Genomic DNA, 22,006 nt, shown 5'->3' on the forward strand with positions numbered 1-22,006 from the left:
CGGCTTCGGCCAGGCAGCCATCCCAGGAGAGGTCGGAAGGGCCGTTCCGCAGCTTTGGGAACATGTGCTTGGCGGCCCTCGATCGGAGCCCGGTCAGATCGGGCACCATTTTGGTGCGTGCGGGTCAATGAAAGTCATGACTACGCACCGGCAAGATGTCGTCGCGGGCGAACGATGAATTTAGGTGAGGCGGGGATCCGAGTGTGCGGCCGCTGGGGAATGCAGGATCGCGGGGATCAGGACCGCCGCCATGGCTGGCGCCATCGCCGCGGCCCGGTGCGACCGTGAAATCCATGCGCCCAACCGACCGCAGCATCTCGTCATGATCGGTGATCCGGTCGCAGATGATGTGGATGACCTCGCCTTCCTTCTGCAGCCGTCCCCGCATCGCGATCATCGAGGCGGACATGACCTGACGCCGGTAGATTTCGAACTTGTTTGGCCAGAGAATGCCCTGCGCGGCGCCTGTCTCGTCCTCGATGGTGACGAACAGCACGCCCTTGGCTGAACCGGGGCGCTGCCGCACCAGGATCACGCCTGCGACCTCGACATTGCGCCCGTCGCGGATGGATTGAAGATCGGCGCAGCGCACGATGTTCATGGCGTCGAGCTGCGATCGCAGGAAGCTTAGCGGATGCGCGCGCAACGACAGCTGGAGCGAGCGATAATCCTCCACCACCTCGCGCCCCTCGCTCATTGGGCGCAGATCGACCGATGCTTCCTGACCTTCGGCTGAGAATGTCCCCTCCCGCTCATCGGCCGCGGCAAAGAGCGGCAGCGGCGCTTCGCCAAGACCCTTCACCTTCCAGAGGCCCTGCCGCCGGTCCTGCGCGATACAGGCAAAGGCGTCCGCCTCGGCCAGCCGCTCGATCGCGGCCCGCGGCACCCGTGCACGGCGCCAGACCTCCTCAACGCTCTCAAACGGCGCTGGTCCCCGCGCTGCGACGATCGCCGCACCATGCAGATTGGCGAGCCCGCGCACCTGCCGGAACCCGAGCCGCACCGCTCCGTAGCGGCCGCGCGCGGGTTCCAGCGTGCAGTCCCAGTGGCTGTGGTTGATCGAGACCGGCCGCACCTCAACGCCATGTTGACGGGCATCGCGCACGATCTGTGCTGGAGCGTAGAAGCCCATGGGTTGTGCGTTCAGGAGCGCGGCGCAGAAGACATCGGGATGATGATGCTTCATCCAGGAAGAGGCATAGGCAATCTTGGCGAAGCTTGCCGCGTGGCTTTCGGGGAACCCATAGCTGCCGAACCCCTCAATCTGCTTGAAGGTGCGTTCGGCAAAGTCCTTGGGGTAGCCGCGCGACACCATGCCGTTCACCAGCTTGTCGTAGAAATGGCTGACCCCGCCCGTCAGCTTGAACGTCGCCATGGCGCGGCGCAGCTGGTCGGCCTCGGCAGGCGTGAACCCCGCGCCGACGATCGCCACCTTCATCGCCTGCTCCTGGAACAGCGGCACGCCCAGCGTCTTCTTGAGCACGGCTTTCAATTCTTCCTTGGGATATTCGGGCTGTTCCTTGCCTTCGCGCCGGCGCAGATAGGGGTGGACCATGTCGCCCTGGATCGGGCCCGGGCGAACGATCGCCACCTCAATAACCAGGTCATAAAACTCCTTCGGCTTGATCCGCGGCAGCATCGACATCTGCGCGCGGCTCTCGATCTGGAAGACGCCGAGCGTGTCGGCGCGCTGGATCATCGCGTAGACGGCCGGATCGTCATCCTGAAGATCGGCCATGCCGATCCTGATCCCCTTATGCTCATCGAGCAGATTGAAGGCGCGGTTCATGCAGCCCAGCATGCCAAGGCCCAGCACGTCGACCTTCATGAACTTCAGGGCATCGATATCATCCTTGTCCCATTCGATGATCTGCCGATCCTCCATCCGCGCCGGTTCGATCGGCACAAGATCGTCAAGCCGGTCCTGGGTCAGCACAAACCCGCCGGGGTGCTGCGAGAGATGCCGGGGCGTGCCGATCAGCTGGCGCGACAGCTCCAGCGTGAGTTTCAGCCGATGATCGTCGGCATTGAGGTTGAGGCTCTCAATCTGCTCCTGGCTGATGCCATCCATCGACCAGCCCCAGACAAGGCCGGTCAGCATCTTGGTGAGGTCCCGCGGCAGTCCGAGCGCCTTGCCCACCTCGGCGACCGCGCCGCGTGTGCGGTAGCGGGTCACCACCGCCGTCAGCGCCGAACGGGTGCGGCCATAGGTCTCATAGATCCACTGAATGATTTCCTCGCGCCGTTCATGCTCGAAATCAACGTCAATGTCGGGTGGCTCCTTGCGCTCCCCCGAGACGAAGCGCTCGAACAGCAGCTCATGCTGGATCGGGTCGATCGAGGTGATGCCAAGCATATAGCAGACGCAGCTGTTCGCGGCCGAGCCGCGGCCCTGGCAGAGAATGCCGCGCCGGCGGCTTTCCGCCACGATCGCATGGATGGTGAGAAAATAGGGTGCGTAGCCAAGCTGATCGATTAGCCGCAGCTCATGGGTGATCTGGTCACGATAGTCTTTCGGCACCCCATCGGGAAACATTCGCGCGGCCGCCTCCTGCGTCAGCGCGGCGAGCGCCTCCTGCGCACTGCGGCCCTCCATCACCTGCTCATAGGGATATTGATACTGGATCTCCCCTAGATCGAAACGGCACTGGCCGGCGATGTCCGCGCTCGCCTCGATCGCATCGGGAAAGGCGGCGAAGCGCCGTTCCATCTCCTCAGGGGATTTGAGGCTGCGATCCATATAGCGCTCGCGCCTGAAGCCGAGCGCGTCGATCGTCCTCTTCTCGCGGATCGCCGTCATCACATCCTGCAGCGGCCGGAGCTCGGGGGCATGATAGAGGATGTCCCCGGTCGCGACGCTGCGCACGCCAGCCGCCCGCGCCATGGCGTCGAGCTCGTGCAGCCGCGCGATATCATCGGGCCGGCGGCGCAGCGACAGCGCCATATAGGCGCGGGCTCCGAACAATTGCCTCATGTCCGCGAGATCGGCGAGCGTGCCGCTGTCGGGCTGGTCGGGCAGGAGAATGGCGACCTGCCCCTCAGCATGCGTTGCAACATCGCCCCAGTCGAGCCGGCAGCAGCCCTTGCCGCCTCGCGCCTTCCCCAGGGAGAGGAGCCGGGTCATCCTGCTCCAGGCCGGCCGGTCGGGGGGGTAAAGGAGAAGTGCCTTGCCGTCGGTGAGATCTAGCCGTGTGCCCGCGATCATGCGCACGCCGGTCGCCTTCTGCGCGTCCCAGCCGCGCACCACGCCCGCAACGCTGCCCCAGTCGGCTAACCCCAGGGCCTCATGGCCAAGCAGGGCAGCAGCGGAGAAGAGCTGCTCGGGCGAGGACGCGCCGCGCAGGAAGGAGAAGTGGCTGGTGACCTGCAATTCGACATAGCGGGCCATCAGCCGAACATTCCGTGCATGAACCAGCTGAGATTGCCGGTCTGCGCGTCGACGCCATCACCGCGGCGGAAGAGCCAGAAGCGTTCGCCGCCTGCCGCCTCCACCCGGAAATAATCCCGTACCGCCCACATTTCGTCCTCGTTCCTCCACCATTCGCCATGGATGCGCTCGGGGCCATCGCCTGCGATGACGCGGTAGCTCTTGCCGCGCCAGGTGAAGCGGCGCGGCGGATGGTCGGGCATCAGGGCAACGACATGGACAAGAAGCTCAGGGCGCCTCAGCATCCGCACCGGCCGTTTCCAATCTGGCCAGCCCAGCGGCTTTGCCAGCGGCGCGACACGCCGCACCGCCCGCTCGGGCACATCGCTTTCGTGCGAGGAGAGGCGGAAGGGCCTGTCCGGCTCGATCCTGCCGCTCAGCTGATCGACGAGCGTCGCGATGTCGCGCGGCCGATCATCCTGGCCAAGGCCGGCCTCTATCGTCTGGGCTGCGAGCGTCTCAACGCGCGGCGCGGCAAGGGTCATCGCTTCGATCCCGAGGCCCGGATCGATCCGCTCGACGCGCATGGCGAGCATGCGCTTCAAATGTAGGGAATCGCGGGTCGCCCGGGCGGTGCCGATGGCGATGCGCTGCTCGCTGCCGTCCACGATCAGGCAGGCAAGATGGGCTGTGCGCAGGCCAAGTCCGCGTTGCTGCAGCGCGATGACCAGGTCATCGACGAGATCGCCGATCACCTGGATGATCGCCTCTGCCGTACCGATGGGCTCAAGCAGCCGCCGCTCCACGCGGGGCGCTTCGAACGTGACCACCGGGATTATGGGTTCTGCCGCCATGCCACGCGCCTGGTCGAGCCGTTGCACCGTCGTGATGCCGAGCCGCCGGGCAAGGGGCGCGCGCGGCATGGAATAGAGGTCCGCGATCCGCTCGAGACCAAAGCGGGCGGCTGCGTGCAGCGCCTCAGGTTCAAGGCGCAGTGCGGCAAGCGGCAGATCGGCAAGCGCCTGCGTCTCTTCGCCCGGCGGCAAGAGCGTGATGGGGGCGCCGCCGTGGCGGGCAAGCGCATAAGCGGCGCCCGCCGTCCCCGCGACCGCGATGCTGGCGGTGAAGCCCCGCCGCTGCAGAAAGCGCAGCAGCCGGTGGCAGAAGCGCTGTTCGCCGCCGAAAAGATGGGTGGTCCCCGTCAAGTCCAACCAGAGACCATCGGGATCGCAGACACTGGCTGTCGGTGTCCAATGCCCCACCGCATGAAGAGCGAGGCGATCAAGCCAGGCGCGGTCGGCATCCGGCTCGGCGTCGCGGACCTCAAGCTCTGTCACCAGCGCGCGAGCGTGGGCCGCCGCCATGCCAGGCCGTAGACCAAGATCCAGCGCGACCGGGCAGGCCGAGGTGACAATGTCGCGCTGCCCGGAGCGGGCGATCAGGACGGTGGGCCTGCCCCACAAGCGCCCCCAGCTTATCGCAGGCGCTGAACCGCCGCTGCCTTCACCGCGCGCCATGGCCTTGAAGGGATGCTCGGCCGCTTCACTCCTGCGGCCCATCTCGCGCATGGACGGACGTTGATGCGCCGGCAAGGCGTCGATGTCGGACTGGTGGGGCTTATGTCCTAGCGCTCCGTCTCGCGCCCAGCGCGCACCGGGGCGCCAGGCGCCGCCGCGCGGGACAGAGCATGCACCTGGATCATCGTCGACCGGCCGCGCGAAACGGGGCGCGGCCGGGACGTGCTCAAGCGGCCTGGCTGGCCGCTCCAACCTCCGCAACCGCTCGATGGCGAGTTGCGGCAGGTAGAGCGAGGCGACCCGTGTCATCGCACGCTTCCAGTTCGAGGGAGAAGGGGTTGCCGTTGCGCTGGCGGACCAGTTCGACCGCCCAGCGGGCGCGACCGACCCCCGGATGAGGAAGGGGCGCAGAAGGCCGGCAGCCGATCCGCCAGCGTGTCATCGCCGAAGAGAGCCCGCTCAAGGGGCAGCGCTCGCGCAACCGATGGCGGCGGTAGAGCAGTATTGGGGTCTTGCCGTCGGAGGCCGCGAGTTGCAGCCGCCGGGTTGCGGTCTGATCAGCCGCCTTTACCTCCGCAATGACGCAGGCCAGCGATCCATCGCGCAGGGCATCCTCCGCCATCGCGAGAACGGCGCTGTCCTTCAGGCCTTGCGCATAGAAAATCCGGTCGGGACCAAGGCCCACCTGTTCAAGACCGGGAGCATAAAGGTCAAAACGGCTGAGTGCCCAGAAGATCTCGGCCTTCTTGCTCGCCGCGAAGCGGGCGGCAATGCCTGCTGCGAAGAGCGTGGCGGCGGCATCGTCGTTCAGCGTTGCGGAAGCAGCGGCAATCTCATGCAGGCCCGCGCCATGCAGGCCCTGGTCGGCAAGCCGGTCATCCATCTCCGGCAATCCGAAAGGCAGCGGAGCGGTCTGGCCCGCGCAGCTCTGCCCGAGGCTCGCGCGAAGCGCCGCAACAGCATCAGCCTGAGGCTGATCGAGAGAAAGAGAGGAGCTGGGCATGGGAACATATCGACTCAGATGTTCGCTTTATGTTCCGTTGTCGCGCCGGATTCGTCAAGGCTGATGAATCCTGCCGCTCCAGTCTCTTGGCGTGGCTTATCGGCTCAACCTTTGAGCATCTGCAGCGTTGCCGGATCTCGCGCACCGTCGAACCAGCGGTCCAGCGCCTCGGCGAACAGGGGCTGAGGGCCAGCGCGCTCGAACAGCGTCAAAGAGGAGCGCAGCTTCATGGCGTCGACAGAACCGAAGACCCCGACTGGGTCGTGGTTCCCGAGCGCCTGCAGCGCCGTCACGCACTCGAGATAGCGGGGGCCGAGCAAGCCATGGTCAAGATAGGCACGGGCTTCGGCGAGCGAGGCAATCCCGTAATAATGCGCAGTCGGGCTCTGCCCGAGGCCGCGAAGCTGCGGGAAGATGAACCACATCCAGTGTGATCGCTTTGCACCCGCCCGGATTTCCGCCAGGGCCGTATCATAGATTTTAGCCTGCGCCTCGACGAAGCGCGCGAGGGTCGCATCGGTTGTCATCAAACGAGCGCGCCCTGAGCGGGTGGGGCGCCATAGACCTGGGTGACGGGCAGGCTCCCCTGCGGCAGCCAGCGGAGCACCTCATTGGCCGGCACCGTCGGATCAAGCCAGTCGGCCCATTGGTCGCGGGCGAGCGGGATGATCTGGCGATGATGATAGGGCGCAACGTCGGGGCCTGCATCCATGGTCAGCATCGTGAACGCCTCGCAAGCCGCGCTCTCGCGCCAGATGCCCGCGATGCAGAACCATGGGTGATCCCTCATGGTGAACAGCCATTTGTCGAGCCGCTTCTGTTTCGGGTCTGCCGGATCGGTGAATTCATAGAAGCCGTCGGCCAGGATCAGGCAGCGGTGCGAACTGAAGGCGCGGCCCTCGCTGCGGAAATTATAAACAGGCTTGCCCCTCGGCCCCGGCCAGCTCCAGCGCCTGTTCACCAGTTCGCCGATGCCTCGTTCGCCTTCAACGGAACGGAGGATGGGCGCCATGTCGGTGATCTTGATGTCCTCGCGCGCGGGCACATTGGGCGTGCCTTCAGGCATTTTGATCTTGATCTGCAGACTTTCAAAATCCTCGGCGATCGAGGCGATATCGACCTCAAGGCGGTAGTCGTTGCACATTGCATGATCCTCACCAGCTGCGCCTCTTGCGCCCGGCTATCCAACGGATAGGGTTGGTCTCATGGCGGGCCTTGCTCCTCTAGGCTGTTTCGATGTCGGTCTGAGGAAAGTCGTCGCCCTTGTAGAGGAGCGGCACACCGGCGATCCGGGCACAGGCATAGGCAAAGCAGTCGCCGAAGTTGAGCGAAGCCGAATGCCGTGACTTTCCATAGCGATTATAGGCATCGATCGCGTGATTCCGGGCCTCTGGCGGCACCGCTGTGACCTGAATTTCGGATAGGACCAGAAATTCTTCTACGGCTTCATGAGCATGACCAACCTCCAGGTCGAGGATTCGAGAAACCGCCAGGACCGTCTCCCAGACGGCGAGAGGGGATGTGATACGGATGCGTGCCTTCTGGAGCCGAGCCAACAGCTCCGGAGCGTCGCCTTCGTCAGCCAATATTGCTGTAAGAGCAGACGCGTCCACGAACATCATGGTTCACCGTAGAGGCTGTCGATAAATTCCTTGTCGGCCGTTCGTCCCGCAGCAGGTCCAGCTTCAGCACGCAGCGAACGGGCAAAAGCCAATCCGCGTTCCACCAGCGAAGGCATTTGTTGCTCGCGCTCGAGCTCGTGTCGCAAAGCCCGACGAACGGCTTCGGTCTTGCTCACTTTCTGCAGCACGGCGAGGCGTTCTGCCATCCGGTTCACTTCATTATCCTTGACGTAAAGTGACATGGGATATCCTCCAACAGGTAGGATATACTTTATATGTATCGGTGGAACAACACCCATGGACGCCGGAACGTGAACCAGTCACGATGCACCTTGCTGTCAACCTTCGTTCTCTGTATGTTCTTATGATGGACTCGAACGCAAATCCATTCGATACGGCCGCTGTGGGAAGCCGGCGTGCGATCATCAGGCGAAACCCCGATGACGTGACTGAGATCGAGATGATCGAGGCGGTGTGGGGTTCCAATCCGCAGTTCAGTGACGGCATATCCTACGAGTTCATCCGTGCCGAAGGAAAGCGCTTTGCCAGCAACCGCTGCCTGGTTCCGGCGTCCGAATTCCACATCCGCAATGGCGAGAAGAAATTTCGCGCCTTCAGGGAAGATGGCAATTTCTTCTACCTGGCTGCGATCTGGGAGCCGCCCATGGGTGACTGGCCGGTCAGCTATCGTATCCTCACGGTCGACGCCAATCCTGAGGTGATGCGCTATCAGGCTCGCCATGGCGCGATTATCGAGCGGCGTCAGGTCATGCAGTGGTTAGACCTGACCCGTCCCGAGGCAGAACTGCTCGTGACGCCACCGGCTCGGATGTTCCGAATCGAGGATATTTTGACGAAACCGGTTCAGACCAGCCTCGCCCTCTGATCGAGGCAGCGAGCGTGCGGCGACGGGTCACGGTAGCCAGGATGGTCAAGTTTATGCCGAGCATCCGCTAGCGTGATCGGCGGTGAAAAACGGCACGGCCGAACATCGCAAAGGCTGCAATGAACGCCCATCGGAACCCGAAGGCCAGGACCTCGGTCGGCCAAACCGGGTGGCCGCCGAAGCGAGCGATCGACAGCGTGAGGGCGCTAAGAGTGACGAGCGCCAACAGGAGCCAGATCGGGCGAGAATGCATGCCTCGCACTGCCACGGCTGGCGGCAAAACTCCAGATCGCGCTGCATCAATTGTCCAGCGAGCCCGATTCGGCAGTCAGATGCCATGATTAGGAAATCAGGTAGCAGCGAACTGAAAGTAACCGATCGGGCCTGCCGCAGCAAACCTCTCCATTGGCTTTGCAAACCCGATCCCTCTTGGTCACATCCTCCGCTCTCCGAATCAGAGGACGCAAGAAATCATGCGACCAACCGGAGATAGTCTTCGCTCCCGACATCAGAATCTGCTGCGATTATTTGCGACAAGTGATCGTTCCAGGCCTCAAGCGCGGCTCGCTTTTCATCGCGCCAATCGTGTCGTTGATAGATCCCCGCCACGCCGGACCGAGCCAAGCCTACGTGATTCAGCACAGCCTCGGTAACTTCGAACCGGACACCCAGACGTTGGAAGTTCGTCGCCAGGGTGCGTCTGAGATCATGCAAACGCCAAGGGGGCAAGGCGAACCCGCGTTCTGCTGCTATTGCGCTGTCCACCTTCAGTTTGCCTTTGTGATAGCTGGTGAATGAGCCGCCCCTGGAGGTCAAAAAGAGCCTTCCATGGCCGGGCCACTGCGCTCCCCCGGCGACGTCATCAAGGACGCGGATGGCAAGGTCGTTCAGGGGGATCGTATTCGCCTTGCCATTTTTAGTCCGTGTACCGGGAAGGGTCCAAAGCTTTTCGGCGCGATCGAGCTCCTCCCATGCAATCCTCGACACCTCTTCTCGGCGTTGGCCGGTTACAATGAGGAGCCGAACTATCGGACCGAAACAGGGATCTGCTGTAGGAGCGTGCTTCCAGATTCTTTTAAGCTCATCGTCGGCGAGCCAGCGCTCCCGTGGCGTGACAGGAGGCGGCGTCTCCATACCTTCCGTAGGACTGCGCTCGAGATCGCCTCGGCTGACGGCCCAGCGAAACATGCGTCTGATCACTGCGAAGACATCTCGCCGCTTGGCGATCTGACTGACGGGCATGGCGTCGAGAACAGCGGCTATGTCGGATCGGGTGATCTGCGGCAGCGGTTTGTTCTTGAGTATGGGCTTAACATGCAGTCGGAGGGAGCGCTTGACCATTTTTGTCCACCCCTCTCCCCTCACTGAATTGCCGAAGAGATCCGCGTAGTTGGAAAAGGCGAGATCGACGGCCTCCCGCCGCCGCAATATGTCTGCTTCGACCGGGTCTCGGCCTTGCGCGACAAGGATCAGGAGGCGCTCTGCTTCAGTGCGAGCGGTCGTCGGTGTCCAGGGGGATCCGTGCCTACCAATTGTATATCGCCGCGTAGCAGCCTCACGACCGCCCATCCTGTATTGGACGACGTAGGAGATGGCTCCCGATTTGGTGAATTTGGCCCCGAACCCTTTGGTATCGAGGTCCCATACAAAGCCGATGTAGTCTTGGGACACCAACGAATCGATGGTCCGCTTTGTGATTTTTCCTTTCGCCAACTTGGGGCCTCCCGCCTAGCGTGCCGAGTAATCACCGGGTAATCACCGTAGCGGAAAACACTGCTAAAAGACTACCAGGCTGGCGTAGGCAGGTCAGAAAAAACCTTTCTTTTTCAACGCTATAATACGATCTACCTACGTCTCCAGCGCACATACCAGACCTCATGGCCGAGGCGTCGGGCCTTTGCCTCATAGCGGGTTTCGGGCCAGCCGCCGGGGCGGGTGAGGAAATCCTTCGGCTCGCTGGCCAGCCAATCGAAGTCGGGGTGGCCGTTCATCACCATCATGGCCCAGCGCAGATAGACGGGATGATCGGTGCCGAAGCGGAATTCGCCGCCGGGCTTGAGCTTCCTTGCGATCATTGCCACCGGGCCGGGGTTCATCATGCGGCGTTTGGCATGGCGGGCCTTTGGCCACGGGTCGGGATGGAGGAGGTAAACGAAGCTCAAGGCGCCGTCGGGGATGCGGGAGAGGACCTGAAGCGCGTCGCCCATATGGAGGCGGATGTTGCCGAGCGCCTGGTCGCGGACATGGCCGAGCGCGGTGACGACGCCGTTCAGGAACGGCTCGCAGCCGATGAAGCCGTGATCGGGCAGCATATCGGCGCGATAGGCGAGATGTTCGCCGCCGCCAAAGCCGATCTCGAAATGAAGCGGGCGGTCATAACCGAAGAGGTTGGCGGCGGTGATCTCCCCCTCTTCCGGGACGGAGAGGGCGGGGAGCAGGGTGTCGACCAGCTCCTGCTGACCGGCGCGGAGCTTGTGGCCCGACTGGCGGCCATAAAGGCGGTTGAGCGTGGTGGGGTCGCCGGATTTGTGCGCGGTCATGGGCGGGCGCTTAGCGGGGCGGGGCTGTGGGGGCAAGCGGGTAGCTGTTGTGCCTCCCGCATCCGTGGTGAGGAGCGGTACGAGTGCGGGAGGCACAGTAGGCCACGGCCGGGTCCTGCGGCCGGGCTTTGGCTAGGCGAGAGCGGAGATGGACAGGCCGGAAAGCCGGTCCTTCAGCTCAGTGGCATTTCATGAAGCGGCCCTTGGCGTCCTTGCACGGGCCTTTTTTGGCGATCGGCTTGGGCGGGCATTTGATAAATTTGCCTTTCGCGTCCTTGCAGGGGGCGGCGAGCGCGGGGGTGGCGCTGGCGCCCAGAAGCGCGAGGCAGGCAAGAGCGGAGGTCAAAAACCGGATCATCGCCTGTTCTCCTTAAGAGGAGGGGTTGCCGGACCCGACAGGGGGCCAAGTCCGGCGAGGCATGTATGGGCCGGGATTGGGCGGAAACCTAGTGAACTTTTCGTCATGTTGCGCCCATGAAAAAGCGGCGCGCAAGGCCATTGCCCGCGCGCCGCTCTTTCATCTGTGGCGGGTAAAGCGCTTAGAGCGCGGCCTTCAGCTTTTCGACGAGGTCGGTGCGTTCCCACGGGAAGAAGTCGCCTTCCGCCTTGCGTCCGAAATGGCCATAGGCAGCGGTCGGGCGATAGATCGGCTTGTTGAGGCCGAGATGGGTGCGGATGCCGCGCGGGGTGAGGCCGCCCAGCTCCTTGATCGACTTGATCGCGTCCTCAATCTTCGCATCATCGACAGTGCCGGTGCCGTGGGTGTCGACATAGAGCGACAGCGGTTCGCTGACGCCGATGGCGTAGGCAAGCTGGATCGTGCAGCGGCGGGCGAGGCCAGCGGCGACGATGTTCTTTGCGAGATAGCGGGTGATGTAGGCGGCCGAACGATCGACCTTGGTCGGGTCCTTGCCCGAGAAAGCGCCGCCGCCATGGGGCGATGCGCCGCCATAGGTGTCGACGATGATCTTGCGCCCGGTAAGGCCTGCGTCACCGTCCGGGCCGCCGATTTCGAAGCTGCCTGTCGGGTTGATGTGATAGACGGTCTCGTCGGAGAGCAGATCGCCGGGAAGGACTTCGGCGATGACGCCCTTCACATATTCCTTGAGTTCCGCTTCGTTGGCACCTTCGTCATAGCCCTTGGCATGCTGGGTCGAGACAACGATGGCGGTCGCGGCGGCGGGCTTGCCATTTTCGAAGCGCAGCGTGACCTGGCTCTTGGCGTCCGGTTCAAGGAAGGGCGCGCGGCCGGAGTGGCGGTCGGCGGCCATCTTGGCGAGGATTTTGTGGCTGTAGTCCAGCGTCGCGGGCATGAGGTCGGGCGTTTCGTCGCAGGCGAAGCCGAACATGATGCCCTGGTCGCCAGCGCCTTCATCCTTGTTACCGGCGGCGTCCACGCCCTGCGCGATGTGCGCGGACTGAGCGTGGAGGTTGTTTTCGAAGCGGAAGCTTTCCCAGTGGAAGCCGTCTTGCTCATAGCCGATGCGCTTAACCGTTTCGCGAACGGTGCGCTCAATCTCTTCCTGCGCGCCGGGAGCCCACTGGTCATTTTCATAGACGCCCTTGCAGCGGATTTCGCCAGCGAGGACTACGAGCTGGGTCGTGGTCAGCGTTTCGCAGGCGATGCGGGCTTCGGGGTCTTTGGACAGGAACAGATCGACGATGGCGTCGGAAATCTGGTCCGCGACCTTGTCGGGATGGCCTTCGGACACGGATTCCGAGGTGAAGAGATAGTTGCTGCGCATGGGACTCCCGTAAGCCAAGCTGGCGTGAAAGCGACATAAAGAAAAGTTTATGTGCCCCTATTAGCCCTTCGCCTTGCGGATGGCAATGGCAACTCCGGCGAGCAGAGCCATGAACAGGAGGGGCGCCCAATTGCCCAGATGGGCAAAGAGCGTGGGCGGCAGCGCGGTGGGGAGCGCGCTTTCGAGATAGCCGGCGCGGTGGAGGCCCAGCGCCCGCAGGACGCGTCCGCGCGCGTCGATCACCGCTGACACGCCGGTGGGGGTGGAGCGGATGATGGGGATGCCTTCTTCTATCGCGCGCAGGCGGGCCTGGGCGAGGTGCTGGACCGGCCCCCAGCTGCCAAACCAGGCGTCGTTGGAGGGATTGAAGAGGAAGGCGGGGCGGTTCTTCGCGTCGATCACATGGCCGGAGAAGATGATTTCGTAGCAGATCTGGACGCCCATCTTGAGCTGCGGGCGGCCGAGCGTGGCGGGCAGGGTCAGGCTTTGCGGGCCGGGGCCGGGCCAGAAGTCGGCGTCGCCGGGGACCAGGCGGGACAGGCCGATCGGCTGGAGGAGGGCGCGCATGGGGAGATATTCGCCATAGGGGACGAGATGCGCCTTGTCATAGCGGCCGAGTAGTTGCGCCTGAGGGGAGACGATGAAGAGGCTGTTGTTGGCTCCGGCGAGGGCGTCGGTGGTGATGCCGTCTTTCTGGACCTGCTTTAAATAGACTTTGGTTGCACCGGTCATGAGCAGGTCGCCGGGGCCGAGCAGCGCGGCGAGGTGCGCGCGCCATTGCGGTTCCATGTCAAGATAGGCGGGGATGGCGGCTTCGGGCCAGAAGATGAGGCGCGGGGCGGGGCGGGGTGTGCCGGAGAGGGTGGCGAGGGTGCGGAAGTGGGCTTCTTCCAGTTCGGCTGAGTATTTTTCGTCCTGGCCTATGTTGGGTTGGACTACGCGGATGCGGGGCGCGCCTGTGGGGGTTTGCGGGGCAGGTGTGAGGAGGCCCCAGAGGGCGAGAGCGGCTAGGGGCGCGGTGAGGGCGGCTGCGGGGAGGAGCTGGCGCTTGGCGGTGAGGAGGATGGCTCCGGCGGCTAGAATGGTGAGGGCGCCTACGCCATAGGTGCCGATCAGAGTTGCGGCTATGGTGATGCCGGTGGGGAGTAGGGTGACGCCCAAGGGGTTCCAGGCGAAGCCGGTGAAGGCTGTGGCGCGGAGATATTCACTGGCTATCCAGCAGGCGGCGAAGAGGAGGGTGAAGGGGAGGGCGCTGGTGCCCACCCCGCTGCGACTAGGCGGCATAGCCGCCAAGTCTCGCTTCCCCTCCCGTTTACGGGAGGGGAAGGTTTTGGAGAGCCACCACGCGCCAAGTGTGGCGAGGCCGGGATAGACGGCGAGGTAGAGCGACAAAAGGACCACTGCGCCGTAGCCGAACCAGTGGGGCATAGCGTCCTGGAAGGTGAAGGCGTGGGCGATCCAGTTTAGGCCCAGGGTGAAATGGCCGAGGCCGAACAGCCAGCCGCGGGTGAAGGCGGCGCGGCGGGTGGGGGCGGTTTCGATGAGCCAGAGGAGCAGCGCGAAGCAGGCGAGGGTGACGGGCCAGAGCTTGAGGGGTTCAAATCCGGTGGCCGCGACGAAACCGGCGAGCAGGGCTGTTAGCTTTGGAAAGCGGGCGGGAAGCTGGATCATGGAGTGGGGATCAGCGGATCGTGGCCATGGTGGCTTGGCTGCACTTGTCATCCTTGTGCCCACCACCCGACAGCATCGAAGCTGCAATGAAGCCGCCGACTACGAGGACCAGGAAAGCGGCGGAGAGGAGGCCCAGATATTTCTCGATGAACGCCTTTATCGGGCGGCCGAATTTCCAGAAGAGGAAGCCGACGAGCATGAACTGGAATGCGCGGGACAGGATGCTGGCCCAGAGGAAAGTGAAGAGCGACAGGCCGATGAAGCCCGCCGTGATGGTGATGAGCTTGAAGGGGATGGGCGTTGCGCCCTTCACCAAGATGATTTCCGCGCCATAGTCGCGCAGATAGCAGGCCGCGACCGGGAATTTGGTTGCGAGGCCAAGGGCTTGGAGGATCTGCTGTCCGACGGCTTCATAGAGGAAATGGCCGATCGCATAGCCGAGCAGGCCGCCCAATACCGAGGCAAGTGTGCAGATGATGCCGAAGCGGATCGCCCGTTCCGGCCGGGCAAGGCACATAAGGCCGAGCAGCGGGTGCGGGGGGATGGGGAAGAAGCTGCTCTCCATAAAGGAGATGACGAAGAGCCAGCGTTCGGCATGGGCGTGGGCGGCTTTGGCCAGCGTCCATTGGTAAAGCTTGGTGAGCATCGGAGGCGGGCCTAGCGGAGATTGAAGAGGACGGCCAGCGCTTTCCATTTCATTACAGAATCGAAACATGAGGCGGCGTTGACGGGAGGGCAGCGTCTGGGCATCAACCCCGTTCCCGTTTCAACTGCCCGGCCGCTTTTTAGTGACGATGTCTTCTCCATCCTGGTCGAAAGTGCGCGAACGCGCAGGGGGGCTGCTGTTTGCGCTGGGGCTGAACGGGTTGCTGTTGCTGGCGCTGCTTACGCTCGCGCCGCATCCTGACATGCGCGAGGAGGACCCGCGCAACCCCGTGACCTTCGAAATGGCTGCCGCTCCTGAAGAGGCGGCGAAGAAAAGCGTTGAGAAGCGGAAAAAACGGGTCGAAGCGGCGGCGCCGAAGAAAAAGACGGAGATTCAACCGCAAAAGCCGGTCCAGAAGCCATTGGTGGAACTGCCGGTTACCCTGCCGCCTGTCACCGTGCCGTTTCTGGAACTCGACAGCGCGCAAATGGCGTCGGCGGACATTGGCAAGATGGCCCCGAAGGATGCTGGGGCGGGGGCGGAAGGCAAGGGCAATAGTCCGGCGGCGGCGGGGCCGGGGGAAGGGCCGGGCGGCGTTCAGCTGTTCGAGGCGGAATGGTACAGGCCGCCGAGCCATGCGGAACTGGCGAGCTACCTGCCAGCGAGCGCGCCTGCCGGTGGATGGGGGCTGGTCGCGTGCAAGACGGTGGAGAATTTCCGCGTCGAGAACTGCCAGGCGCTGGGGGAATCGCCGCAGGGATCAGGCTTTGCCCGCGCGGTGCGGCTGGCGGCGTGGCAATTTCTGGTGCGGCCGCCACGGGTGAACGGCAAGTCGATGGTGGGCGCCTGGGTGCGCATCAGGATAGATTATACTCCTGCCCCGGCAAAGGGCGGCGCGGCGGGTATGTGAATTTAAGTTGCATTTTGATACTGAAATGACATGATGCGGCCCTTTCATCAGAAGGGACATCCAGAATGATCATCCATGGCGCGAGGCCATCACCCTTTGTCCGCAAGGTTATCGTCTTTGCCGAGGAAAAGGGTTTGGCTGTCGAGGTGAAACCGGCTGGCTTTGGTCAAGGCAGCGAGATTTTCGCGCAGGCTTCGCCCTTCGGCAAGATACCAGCCCTTGAAGATGGTGATTTTCTGATCAGCGACAGCAGCGCGATCATAACCTATATGGATGCAGTCAAGCCTGATCCAGAATTGATCCCGGCAGAGCCGAAAGCGCGTGCCCGGACCATCTGGTATGAAGAATTTGCAGATACCATCGTGCAGCCTGCCGCCGTCGCGATCTTCTTCAACCGCATGGTTGCGCCCTTGATTGGGAGGGAGCCGGACATTGAGGCTGCCGACCGGGCGGAAGCGGAGCAATTGCCGGGGATGTGCGACTATGTGGAAAAGGTCTTGCCTGACAGCGGCTTCCTTGTCGAGGATCGCTTCACTCTGGCGGACATTGCGGTGGCCTGTCCGCTTATCAGCGTGGGCTATTGCAGTCCGGTTTTGAAGGCGGGCCGCTGGCCCCGGCTGGAACAATGGCTGGATAATATGTCTGCGCGGCCAAGTTTTGCAGCGGCGCTGGCTGCGGAGGTCAAGCAGATCGAGATGATGAAGAGGTAATGAAATAACCTATTTGGAACATTCCTCTTGACATCGTCACGCTGTTCTGGCATTTATGTCGATATTGGGAATTGTGAGTCGCCGGGACGGTGACGCGGCGAGGGCTGGTCCGGAAGGACTGGCCCTTTTCGTTGGGACAGTGGGGGGGCGAGGCGATGGGGCAAGAGGGTGGCGCCAAGAGGGTGCGGCGCTTTTCGGGCAAGGCCAGCGATGCGCCGGACAGGGAGTTGGCCGTGCAGCGGAGCCAGCGTGGCGCGGCGGGGAGCGGGGCGCAAATGCGCGCGGTGCGCAAGGACGGCTGGACGGCCGAGCGTCGCAAGGTCTTCATGGAAACGCTGGCGGCGACTTGCAATGTCAGCGAGGCGGCGCGGGTGGCGGGGAAGAACCTGTCGAGCGCCTATTATCAGAAGCGGCGGGACCCCGGCTTTGCGCGGGAATGGGCGCAGGCGCTGGGCGTCGGCTATGCCGAACTGGAGGCGCTGCTGCTGCGGCAGGCGTTGTTCGGCACAGAAGAGGAAGAGGTGGTGCTGGACGGCGAGGGGATGGTGAAGAGCCGGAAGGTGAAGCGCGGGCATCCCAATGCGGTGGCTGTGCGATTGCTGGTGCAGCATCGGCGCGAGGCGGGGGAGAGACTGGCGGCGGATGCGGTTGAGAGGCCGGATGGGGAGGACGCGGTCGAGCGGTTGCGCGCGGCGTTGGAGAGGGTGCGGGAGAGGCGTGGGGAGGGGTGAGGCATGAGGGTCGGCGGATGAATAGTCCGCCAACCCTCTATGCAATTTATGTCCGGATTATTCGGCGGCCATGCCATATTCCGGCGGCATGATCGTCGGCAAACCCGGGTCGAAGACTTTGGTCAGCAGTTGCACGAACTCTGGATCCTTCAGCGGATCGTTCGGCATCTTGAAGGCTACGCCACGGGCTCGCATTTCGGAGATCAGGATATCGAAGACCTTTTCGTGGGTCAGGTCGTCGCTGTGGTCGAGCGTGACTGACATGTCGTCCAGATCCATGAAGATGTCGGCGCCCCAGTGAACCAGAAGCCGGGTCTCTTCAGCAGGCAGGCGCTCAACGACCTTGCCATCAGTCGAAATTTGCCATTGGTCGGAGGCGGGATCGCCGTGAATTACCGAGTTGATCGCCAATCCATCGACCCTGCGCTTGTGCGCTGGACCGCAGGCGTTCGCGCCATGGTACATGACTTCATTCTCGACGACTGCTCCACGGCCCCACATCGGCGCGAAAAGCTGCTTGGGCTGACCGCCCGGTCCATCTGGCCAATAAGTGAAGCCGCCGCCGATCTGTCCTTTATAGTACCAGGTCAGGACCTGAGCCTTTTTGGATTGCCACTGCCGAAACAGGCCCGTCTTCGTCATGAGGCCGATCAGCCATGAGGGCGAATTCTGGTAATTGACGCCGCGGAAATCGGCCCCGTCCACATGCGGCGGTCCCCCCGCTTCCGTCGGCCCTTGAATGTTGACCAACATCAGATTGGGGGTCGCATATTTCGCTTTCCAATAGTCGCGGACCAGTTGGAGAAATTTCGTGTTGAAGAAGCAATCCTCGATTTCCGGGAAAAGGCTGGCGTGCCCACGGCCCAGAGTCGCGCGGAAGACCGGGCTGAGGAACATGTCCCACGTGGCCACCACCCCTTCCGGAAGCGATCCGGACGTCGTGGCGATGACCTGTTCAGGCGAGGTGAACTCCTGGGCGAGGATCAATGACCAGGGGCCTTCATTGCGCAGAACATGCAGCATCCGTTGATATTGATCTTCCGTAAACGCGCCCTCGATGATCTGAGGTTCGGCGATCGGACGGAGGAAGCTCTGACTGTTCATGGCTAGCCCTTCTGACTTCAAATGGCTCTGCGACCGCTGATGCGGCGCCTGAAGCCCTATTAGTTGACACTATTCAACGTTTGTCAAGATGCTGGCGAGGAGAGCGCGGGCCGATGGGTGGCATGTCGGATTTCGAGAGATTGGCGGCCCTGCCCGACGTGGCGCGTGAGCGGGTGCTGGCGGGGCTGAATGGCGCGGCGGCGCAGGCTTTGGAGCATGATTGGGAATGGCTGGCGCGGCCTGAGCAGCTGGCGCCTGAGGGAGACTGGCGTGTCTGGTTGATGATGGCGGGGCGTGGGTTTGGCAAGACGCGGGCCGGGGCGGAATGGGTGCGGCGGGTTGCGGAGAGCGATGGCGCGGCGCGGATTGCGCTGGTGGGCGCGACATTGGGCGAGGCGCGCAGTGTGATGGTGGAGGGGCCTTCGGGGCTGCTGTCGATTGCGCCCTGGTGGAACCGGCCGGTCTTTTCTCCGGCGCTGCGGCGGCTGGTGTGGCCCAATGGGGCGATGGCTCTGCTGTTTGGGGCGGCTGATCCGGAATCGCTGCGTGGGCCGCAGTTCAGCCATGGCTGGGCGGACGAGATTGCGAAATGGCCGCAGGGGGAAGCGGCGTGGGACAATATGATGATGGGGATGCGGCTGGGGCGGGCGCCTCAAGTGATGGCGACGACGACGCCGCGTCCGGTGGCGCTGGTGCGTGGGCTGGTGGCGCGGGATGGCGCTGATGTCGCGGTGACGCGGGGGCGGACGGCGGACAATGCGCTCAACCTGGCCGATGGTTTCGTGGCGGCGATGGAGCAGAACTATGGCGCGACGCGGCTGGGGCGGCAGGAACTGGACGGCGAGCTGATCGAGGAGGTGGAGGGCGCGCTGTGGAACCGGGCGCTGCTGGAGCGGTGCCGGGTGGCGTATGTGCCGGGCGGCGATGGTGGCGGGGCGTTGCTGTCGCGCGTGGTGATTGGCGTTGATCCTCCGGCGTCGGCGCATGGTGATGCTTGTGGGATCGTGGTCGTGGGGTTTGGTGGGGATGGTCGGGCTTATGTGATCGCCGATGCGAGTGTCGAGAAGGCGAGCCCTGAAGGCTGGGCGCGGGCGGTGGCTGAGGCGGCGGCGGTGCATGGTGCTGATCGGGTGATTGCCGAAGCGAATAATGGCGGGGCGATGGTGGAAAGCGTGCTGCGCGCGGCGGAGGCGGCTTTGCCGGTGCGGCTGGTCCATGCGAGCCGGGGGAAGGCTGCGCGGGCGGAGCCGGTGGCGGCTTTGTATGAAGCCGGGCGGGTGCGGCATCGTGGGGCGTTCTGGGCGCTGGAGGATGAGATGTGCGGGCTGATCGCCGGGGGTGGCTATGTGGGTCCGGGGCGGTCGCCGGATCGGGCGGATGCGCTGGTGTGGGCTTTGACGGAATTGATGCTTGGGCGGCGTGGCGATGCGCGGGTGCGGGCGGTTTGAGGAACCGGGCTGGCAGGCGCGGCGTATTATCCCATGTCAATATTCTAGGGAGTGAGGCTGATGAAATTGGCCAGAATCATGATGGTGGCGGCTGGCGCGACTTTGGTTGCGACGCCGGTGATGGCGGCTTCGCTCAATAGTAAGGAGCGGGCGCGGGTAGCGCGGGCGGCTCCGCGTGATCGGGATGATGTGCGCTATTGCTTGTTGCAGGCGAAGAAGGGGCGCGATCGCGGGACGGTGATTGGTGCGGCTGGTGGTGTTGGCGTGGGTGCTCTGGCTGGTGGAAGTTTGGGTGAATCCTTGCTGGCAGGCGCGGCTGGGGCTGTGGCTGGGCGTGTGATCGGGAAGAGTGAGGGGACCAACGCCGAGTGCGATCGGGTTTTGCGGCGTAATCCTTGAGTTGATGGGCGAGGGGCGCAAGCCCCTCTCCAGGTTGCGGTAGGCGGCACGCCGCCAACCTTCACCATCCTCTCCCCTGAAGGGGAGAGGATTTTTGTTTGTGGGGCTTTCATGAAATTCTTTGGGGCGAGGGCGGCGCGTGCGGGCGCGCGGCCGGTGTTGGCGCGTGCCTGGGGGTCGGGCGCGGTGGCTTTGGGGGAGTGGCCTGCTTCCTATGAGGCGCAGGTACGCAGTGGCGTTATCGGTAATCCGGTGGCGCAGCGGGCTTTGCGGCTGGTGTCGGAGGGCGCGGGGGCTACGGCTTTGCTGGCGAATGGGGTCGAGGAGGGGGAGCGCAGAGATGTGCTGTCGCTGCTGACGCGTTGTTCGGCGGGGCAGGGGTTGGTCGAGACGTTGGCGAGTCATTTGCTGCTGCATGGCAATGGCTATGTGCAGGTGATGATGGGGGCGGATAGCAAGCCGGTCGAGCTATATGCGCTGCGTCCCGAGCGGGTGAGCGTTGAGGCGGATGCGCGGGGGTGGCCTGCGGCTTATCTCTATCGGGTCGGGGACAGCGTGACGCGGTTGCTGCCTGAGGATGCGGCGGGGCGTGCTTCGATCCTGCATCTGAAAGCGCTGCATCCGTTGGATGATCATTATGGGCTGGGTTGTGTTGGGGCGGCTGCGGGGGCGGTGGCGATCCACAATGCGGCGACGGTGTGGAACAAGGCTCTGCTGGACAATGCGGCGCGGCCTTCGGGGCTATGGTTTACGATCCGGGGGACGGGTCGGTGATGTCGCCTGAGCAGTTCGAGCGGGTGAAGCGGGAGATGGAGGTGGCCTTTTCCGGCGCGGCCAATGCGGGGCGGCCGATGTTGCTGGAGGGCGGGCTGGATTGGAAGGCGATGAGCCTGACGCCTGCGGAGATGGACTTTGTGGGCCTGAAGGCGGCGGCGGCGCGGGAGATTGCCTTGGCTTTCGGGGTGCCGCCGATGCTGATGGGCCTACCGGGCGACAATGCTTACGCCAATTATCGGGAGGCGAACAAGGCGTTGTGGCGGCAGACGATCTTGCCGCTGGTGGCGAAGATTTGCGGCGGGCTGGCGCAGGGTTTGCAGGGATGGTGGCCGGGGTTGAGCCTGGCGGCGGATCTGGATGCTGTGCCTGCCTTGTCGGACGAGCGGGCGGCTTTGTGGGAGCGGGTGGCTGCGGCGGATTTTCTCTCGGCGGATGAGAAGAGGGCGATGTTGGGGATTTGATGTTCGCGCAGAGGCGCAGAGGGCGCGGAGGTTTTTTGTTCACGCGAAGGCGCGGAGATTTGTTGGAGGGCCGCCTTTGGGCGGCTTTTTTCTTGTTCTGCGTCCTCTGCGCCTCTGCGCGAAATGATTGGGAGTAGGGCCATGAAATATGATGGCGAGATGCTGGCGCGGCTGGTGGCGCAGGCCGAGGGCGCGCCGGGGCGGATGGACATGCTGATGATCCGGGCGCTGATCGAGGAGGCGAGCGAGTTGGGGGCTGGGCGGGCGTTGGAGCGATTGGGCTTGAGCGACCGGAGCGCGGAGAAGGATGTGCGGGAGTTGCGTGAGCTGCTGTCCGCCTGGCGTGATGCGAAGAAGGCGGCTCGCGGGGCGGTGGTTAGCTGGGCGGTGCGGATCGTGATGGCGCTGGTGTTGCTCGGCGTGGCGGTGAAGGCTGGGTTGATCGGGATGGTGCGCGGATGAGTGGGGC

At 63.7% G+C, this 22,006-nt stretch carries 21 protein-coding genes and 1 pseudogene; 8 read left to right on the plus strand and 14 right to left on the minus strand.

Going from position 1 to position 22,006, the window contains the following annotated elements:
* Positions 1-124 precede the first annotated feature (124 nt).
* The 7 genes from IZV00_RS02600 to IZV00_RS02630 all read right to left on the minus strand — a co-directional run bounded on the left by IZV00_RS02600 (position 125) and on the right by IZV00_RS02630 (position 7,751).
* The gene (locus IZV00_RS02600; RefSeq protein ID WP_196225641.1) at positions 125-3,388 is read right to left on the minus strand and encodes an error-prone DNA polymerase; all 3,264 of its coding nucleotides are present in this window, start codon (positions 3,386-3,388) and stop codon (positions 125-127) included.
* Positions 3,388-5,193, minus strand: coding sequence for a DUF6504 family protein (locus IZV00_RS02605; protein ID WP_196225642.1), 1,806 nt, complete (start codon positions 5,191-5,193; stop codon positions 3,388-3,390). Before IZV00_RS02605 ends, IZV00_RS02600 begins: the two co-directional genes overlap by 1 nt.
* Positions 5,111-5,887, minus strand: a complete 777-nt coding sequence (locus IZV00_RS02610) for an ImuA family protein (RefSeq protein ID WP_196225643.1) — start codon at positions 5,885-5,887, stop codon at positions 5,111-5,113. The genes IZV00_RS02605 and IZV00_RS02610 overlap by 83 nt, the downstream gene beginning before the upstream one ends.
* 104 nt (positions 5,888-5,991) lie before the next feature.
* Positions 5,992-6,414, minus strand: a complete 423-nt coding sequence (locus tag IZV00_RS02615) for a DUF1810 domain-containing protein (RefSeq protein ID WP_196225644.1) — start codon at positions 6,412-6,414, stop codon at positions 5,992-5,994.
* The gene (locus IZV00_RS02620) at positions 6,414-7,031 is read right to left on the minus strand and encodes an SOS response-associated peptidase (RefSeq protein WP_196225645.1); all 618 of its coding nucleotides are present in this window, start codon (positions 7,029-7,031) and stop codon (positions 6,414-6,416) included. Before IZV00_RS02620 ends, IZV00_RS02615 begins: the two co-directional genes overlap by 1 nt.
* 79 nt (positions 7,032-7,110) lie before the next feature.
* Positions 7,111-7,509, minus strand: a complete 399-nt coding sequence (locus IZV00_RS02625) for a type II toxin-antitoxin system VapC family toxin (RefSeq protein ID WP_230463281.1) — start codon at positions 7,507-7,509, stop codon at positions 7,111-7,113.
* Positions 7,506-7,751: a type II toxin-antitoxin system VapB family antitoxin gene (locus tag IZV00_RS02630; RefSeq protein WP_196225646.1), complete on the minus strand. Its 246-nt coding sequence runs from the start codon at positions 7,749-7,751 to the stop codon at positions 7,506-7,508. Before IZV00_RS02630 ends, IZV00_RS02625 begins: the two co-directional genes overlap by 4 nt.
* Before the next feature lie 83 nt (positions 7,752-7,834).
* On the opposite strand from IZV00_RS02630, the gene IZV00_RS02635 reads away from it, so the two are divergent.
* Complete coding sequence (locus IZV00_RS02635) at positions 7,835-8,395, plus strand: SOS response-associated peptidase family protein (protein WP_230463282.1); 561 nt, start codon at positions 7,835-7,837, stop codon at positions 8,393-8,395.
* Positions 8,396-8,866: 471 nt separating this feature from the next.
* Here the strand turns inward: IZV00_RS02635 and IZV00_RS02640 are convergent, their stop codons facing one another.
* From IZV00_RS02640 to IZV00_RS02665, 6 genes are all read right to left on the minus strand, one after another.
* Entirely contained in the window at positions 8,867-10,108 is a 1,242-nt protein-coding gene (locus IZV00_RS02640; protein WP_196225647.1) for a tyrosine-type recombinase/integrase, read from the minus strand.
* A 131-nt stretch (positions 10,109-10,239) separates the two neighbouring features.
* Positions 10,240-10,935, minus strand: a complete 696-nt coding sequence (gene trmB, locus IZV00_RS02645) for a tRNA (guanine(46)-N(7))-methyltransferase TrmB (RefSeq protein ID WP_196225648.1) — start codon at positions 10,933-10,935, stop codon at positions 10,240-10,242.
* 178 nt (positions 10,936-11,113) lie between these two features.
* A complete protein-coding gene (locus IZV00_RS02650; protein WP_196225649.1) occupies positions 11,114-11,293 on the minus strand; it encodes a hypothetical protein in 180 nt (59 codons plus the stop codon).
* Positions 11,294-11,474: 181 nt separating this feature from the next.
* Positions 11,475-12,680 carry a methionine adenosyltransferase gene (metK, locus tag IZV00_RS02655; RefSeq protein ID WP_196225650.1) on the minus strand — a complete coding sequence of 402 codons (1,206 nt, stop codon included), beginning with the start codon at positions 12,678-12,680 and terminating at the stop codon, positions 11,475-11,477.
* A 60-nt stretch (positions 12,681-12,740) separates the two neighbouring features.
* Positions 12,741-14,351, minus strand: a complete 1,611-nt coding sequence (gene lnt / locus IZV00_RS02660; RefSeq protein ID WP_196225651.1) for an apolipoprotein N-acyltransferase — start codon at positions 14,349-14,351, stop codon at positions 12,741-12,743.
* 10 nt (positions 14,352-14,361) lie between these two features.
* The gene (locus IZV00_RS02665; RefSeq protein WP_196225652.1) at positions 14,362-14,997 is read right to left on the minus strand and encodes a YqaA family protein; all 636 of its coding nucleotides are present in this window, start codon (positions 14,995-14,997) and stop codon (positions 14,362-14,364) included.
* Positions 14,998-15,145: 148 nt separating this feature from the next.
* On the opposite strand from IZV00_RS02665, the gene IZV00_RS02670 reads away from it, so the two are divergent.
* The 3 genes from IZV00_RS02670 to IZV00_RS02680 all read left to right on the plus strand — a co-directional run bounded on the left by IZV00_RS02670 (position 15,146) and on the right by IZV00_RS02680 (position 17,348).
* Positions 15,146-15,907 (plus strand): hypothetical protein, encoded by a 762-nt coding sequence (locus IZV00_RS02670; RefSeq protein WP_196225653.1) that lies wholly within the window; start codon positions 15,146-15,148, stop codon positions 15,905-15,907.
* 65 nt (positions 15,908-15,972) lie between these two features.
* A complete protein-coding gene (locus IZV00_RS02675; protein ID WP_196225654.1) occupies positions 15,973-16,617 on the plus strand; it encodes a glutathione S-transferase family protein in 645 nt (214 codons plus the stop codon).
* Between the two features lie 155 nt (positions 16,618-16,772).
* Complete coding sequence (locus IZV00_RS02680) at positions 16,773-17,348, plus strand: hypothetical protein (protein ID WP_196225655.1); 576 nt, start codon at positions 16,773-16,775, stop codon at positions 17,346-17,348.
* Between the two features lie 57 nt (positions 17,349-17,405).
* On the opposite strand, the gene IZV00_RS02685 is transcribed toward IZV00_RS02680, so the two are convergent.
* A complete protein-coding gene (locus IZV00_RS02685; RefSeq protein WP_196225656.1) occupies positions 17,406-18,452 on the minus strand; it encodes a hypothetical protein in 1,047 nt (348 codons plus the stop codon).
* A 113-nt stretch (positions 18,453-18,565) separates the two neighbouring features.
* Here IZV00_RS02685 and IZV00_RS02690 point away from each other — a divergent pair, with 113 nt between their 5' ends.
* From IZV00_RS02690 to IZV00_RS02705, 4 genes and pseudogenes are all read left to right on the plus strand, one after another.
* A complete protein-coding gene (locus IZV00_RS02690; RefSeq protein ID WP_196225657.1) occupies positions 18,566-19,900 on the plus strand; it encodes a DNA-packaging protein in 1,335 nt (444 codons plus the stop codon).
* A gap of 60 nt (positions 19,901-19,960) precedes the next feature.
* The gene (locus IZV00_RS02695) at positions 19,961-20,299 is read left to right on the plus strand and encodes a hypothetical protein (RefSeq protein WP_196225658.1); all 339 of its coding nucleotides are present in this window, start codon (positions 19,961-19,963) and stop codon (positions 20,297-20,299) included.
* A 111-nt stretch (positions 20,300-20,410) separates the two neighbouring features.
* Positions 20,411-21,537: pseudogene (locus IZV00_RS02700) on the plus strand (phage portal protein).
* A 141-nt stretch (positions 21,538-21,678) separates the two neighbouring features.
* Positions 21,679-21,999 carry a DUF6127 family protein gene (locus IZV00_RS02705; protein ID WP_196225659.1) on the plus strand — a complete coding sequence of 107 codons (321 nt, stop codon included), beginning with the start codon at positions 21,679-21,681 and terminating at the stop codon, positions 21,997-21,999.
* The last annotated feature ends 7 nt before the right edge of the window (positions 22,000-22,006 follow it).

The organism is Sphingobium sp. Cam5-1 (genome assembly GCF_015693305.1).
Classification (GTDB): domain Bacteria; phylum Pseudomonadota; class Alphaproteobacteria; order Sphingomonadales; family Sphingomonadaceae; genus Sphingobium.